The sequence below is a fragment of the Anaerofustis stercorihominis genome, assembly GCF_024623185.1.
In the GTDB taxonomy this organism is placed as follows: Bacteria; Bacillota; Clostridia; order Eubacteriales; family Anaerofustaceae; genus Anaerofustis.
Window position 1 is genome coordinate 1 of sequence record NZ_JANJZK010000046.1, and the last position, 3,148, is coordinate 3,148.

Sequence of the window (3,148 nt, forward strand, 5' to 3'; positions counted from 1 at the left end):
AAATCTCTGCCCGAGATTTTTGAAAAGACCGCTACCCCAATCCCTTATTTATTGGAAAGTTTTTTTAGTTAAACGTGCTAGTAACTGGATTTCCAAATCTATAAATAAAAGTTTTTTTATATTAAAGGTAATAATTTTTTGAGGTAATTTGTGGGTAAATGACTTTTTGTAAGTTTAATATCTCTTTTGCCGAAGGCTTGGAACTACGCAGTGGAAGAATTTGACTGTTTACCCATTTGAAAAATGGGCTGGATTTTAATAAAATCCATATGTGCCTTGACACATTAAACAATAAGGTTAGGTTTTCTTTGGCAAGATTTTCGAGTTTTTTAATCTGTTAAGTCGCCAATCCCATATCCTTAAATACAAATATTGATTTGTTATTTTAGATTATAATTTTTTATTTAGAGGTAGGGGTAGCTTTTCTTCCAAGAAACGCGGGCAGCGTTTCTCTGGAAATTGATAAGCGTTTAAGAGCCACCACGGCGATTGAGTGGAGCCCTTTATTCTTAAACTTTAGGCGAGCAAAGATTAAGCAGTGCGTAAGGGACAGAGTCTCTTGAATATTTGTTTCTTAAATAAAGAAAAATAAAGTATTGACTCTTACACTATGTCAGGATATAGAATATATTTGAGCTCAAAAACGGAGGTTTATCATGATAAAAATAGGACATTTTTCAAAATTATCTTTAGTAAGTGTGAGGATGCTGAGACATTTTGATAAGCTGGATTTACTAAGACCCATGTATGTGGATAAAGAAAGCGGATACAGATATTATGACGAGAGTCAGCTTATAAAGGTAAGCAATATCATACTGCTTCAAAAAATGGGGTTTAGTTTAAGCGATATCAAGATAATTTTAGATAAAAACACTACTAAGGAAGAAATAAAAAATTATTTGATAAAGTATAAGAATGATAAGGAAGAAGAGCTAACGAAGGTCAAAAACCAGCTTGATTTAATCGATAAGAACATTCTTAGGCTTAGCAGGAGTGAAAATATTATGAAATACAATATCGAAAGAAAAACTATACCCGCATATAAAATCGCATATATAAGAGATACAATACCGACCTTCCCCGATGAAGGTATGTTATGGGGAAAGCTTATGAAGGGACTTTATTCCAACTATCCAAACGGGGTAGACCCTCAGTTCAATATGGCGATTTATCACGATAAAGAATACAAAGATACAAACGTAGACGTAGAAGTAGGAGTAAGCGTAAGAGCCAGCGTAAAAGAAGTAGGGGAAATAAAAGTAAAAGATATGCCTAAAACGAACGTAGTTAGCATAATCTTTAGCGGAAGCTATGAACAAATAGGAGATATAAATATTGAAGCAGTGGAATATGCCAAGAAAAACGATTTGGAATTCATAGGACCTATGTTCTCGATTTATCATAAAGGACCGGGAGAAGTTAAAAGTGTGGAAGAACAAGTGACGGAGTGCTGTTATCCCGTTAAATAAATATTTACAATTAGTTTTTAAATCTAATAGATGATTTAGATGAATAATAAAAATAAGCATAAGGCACCTATATGGTGCTTTTTTGCTTATTATATAAATTCAGTGTAAAGTTGTTTAAGCTTTTTTAATAATCAAGTAGATATAATAAGGTATTAAAACAGTTGTTTTAATATTAAAAAATAATTGTATTAAGTTGATAATGTATAAAATTCGTAAATTTACATGTTTAAAGTAAAATGGTATAATTAAAATATAAGTTATTTTTCTTAAACATACTTGCGGAGTAATGGATAATATCAAATAAAAGTTTTCATTTTCAATCTAACAATTAAATACGGTTAAGGGGAAAAAATAAAAAATATGTTTGTTAAATTTAAGTATAAAGACTAAGGTAAAAAAATATGGAAGAAAAAGAAGAGCTTTATTGGTGCGGAGACGGAAAAATTGAAGAAAGATTAGGGAATATGGAGTTTAAGGAAAGCTCTATAAATGAACAGCTTTTTGGTGGTAAATCTTTATGGGAGCTTTCAAAAGAAGAATTTGAAAGTATCATTATATGATGAAAAATAACTTAAAATAATGATTGAAGGTACATTGATTTTTGATTAATTTTTATTAAGAAAATATTAAATCTATGTAATTTAGTGTATTTATATGATAAAATATAAGACATGGTGAGACTATGAAAGATAAAGTATGTCCTAAATGTAAGAGTAAAGATGTTGAAGAAATGATGTACGGGATGATGTATTTTGAAGCCTGTGAGGCTTTCGGCGGAAGCGAAGAGTTCTACGGAGGGTGTTCTCCCGACGATGAAACAAGACCTGACTTTATCTGCTTAAGTTGCGGATATGAATGGAAATAATACAAGGATTTAAGAAAAAAGGTAATTTTGATATATGAATATGGAAAAAGATTTGAACAAAACGTTTGTAAGCACGGTCAACCTGCCGGGGGACGCGAAAAAATACTTCATGGAAGAGACGGAAGAATATAAAGAAGCAATGATGAAGTATAGCTGTGCAATCAAGGAAGTAAAGACAAAGCTTGAAGTTTTGAATGAAGAACTTGCCGTAAAAAGGTCAAACAGTCCCATTGAATTTATAAAGTCAAGGCTTAAAAAACCGGAAAGCATTGCTGCAAAGCTTGAAAAAGAGGGGCTTGAAGTGAGCGTGCAGTCTGCTATGGATAACTTAAACGACATTGCGGGAATAAGGATAGTATGTTCTTTCCTTGATGATATATATGCACTGGCAAAGATGATCGCAAAGCAGGACGATATAAATGTGATAGCGGTCAAAGATTATATCAGGACACCGAAGGAAAACGGATATAGAAGCTATCATATGATAGTGGAAATCCCTGTCTTCTTTTCCGACAAAAAGCAGTATTTGAGAGTCGAAATCCAAATAAGGACCATTGCAATGGACTTTTGGGCGACTTTGGAACATCAGTTGAAATACAAAAAAGATGTTGTAGACGCAGAAACGATAATAACAGAACTTAAAGAATGTGCTACGCTTATATCTTATACTGATATGAAAATGCAGGAGATTAAAGATAAGATACATTCTGTTGAAGAATAAATTTTCGTGCATAGGTGCACGAAACACCTTATTGTAAGGCTTTGCCTTACAATCCTTTAAGGGGCTCTGCCCCTTATAATCCCTGCGAAGTTT

At 32.6% G+C, this 3,148-nt stretch carries 4 protein-coding genes; all 4 read left to right on the forward strand.

Annotated elements, in window-relative coordinates; translation table 11 throughout:
* The first annotated feature begins 656 nt into the window (after positions 1-656).
* The 4 genes from NSA01_RS09855 to NSA01_RS09870 all read left to right on the forward strand — a co-directional run bounded on the left by NSA01_RS09855 (position 657) and on the right by NSA01_RS09870 (position 3,055).
* Positions 657-1,469 carry a MerR family transcriptional regulator gene (locus tag NSA01_RS09855; RefSeq protein WP_257481288.1) on the forward strand — a complete coding sequence of 271 codons (813 nt, stop codon included), beginning with the start codon at positions 657-659 and terminating at the stop codon, positions 1,467-1,469.
* A 401-nt stretch (positions 1,470-1,870) separates the two neighbouring features.
* Complete coding sequence (locus NSA01_RS09860; RefSeq protein ID WP_257481289.1) at positions 1,871-2,029, forward strand: hypothetical protein; 159 nt, start codon at positions 1,871-1,873, stop codon at positions 2,027-2,029.
* A 122-nt stretch (positions 2,030-2,151) separates the two neighbouring features.
* Positions 2,152-2,334: a hypothetical protein gene (locus NSA01_RS09865; protein WP_257481290.1), complete on the forward strand. Its 183-nt coding sequence runs from the start codon at positions 2,152-2,154 to the stop codon at positions 2,332-2,334.
* Between the two features lie 34 nt (positions 2,335-2,368).
* Positions 2,369-3,055 (forward strand): GTP pyrophosphokinase, encoded by a 687-nt coding sequence (locus tag NSA01_RS09870; protein ID WP_257481291.1) that lies wholly within the window; start codon positions 2,369-2,371, stop codon positions 3,053-3,055.
* The last annotated feature ends 93 nt before the right edge of the window (positions 3,056-3,148 follow it).

Bases quoted from the DNA above. Each gene is read 5' to 3' on its own strand.
- NSA01_RS09860 (WP_257481289.1), top strand. From the start codon at position 1,871: ATGGAAGAAAAAGAAGAGCTTTATTGGTGCGGAGACGGAAAAATTGAA.
- NSA01_RS09855 (WP_257481288.1), top strand. From the start codon at position 657: ATGATAAAAATAGGACATTTTTCAAAATTATCTTTAGTAAGTGTGAGG.
- NSA01_RS09870 (WP_257481291.1), top strand. From the start codon at position 2,369: ATGAATATGGAAAAAGATTTGAACAAAACGTTTGTAAGCACGGTCAAC.
- NSA01_RS09865 (WP_257481290.1), top strand. From the start codon at position 2,152: ATGAAAGATAAAGTATGTCCTAAATGTAAGAGTAAAGATGTTGAAGAA.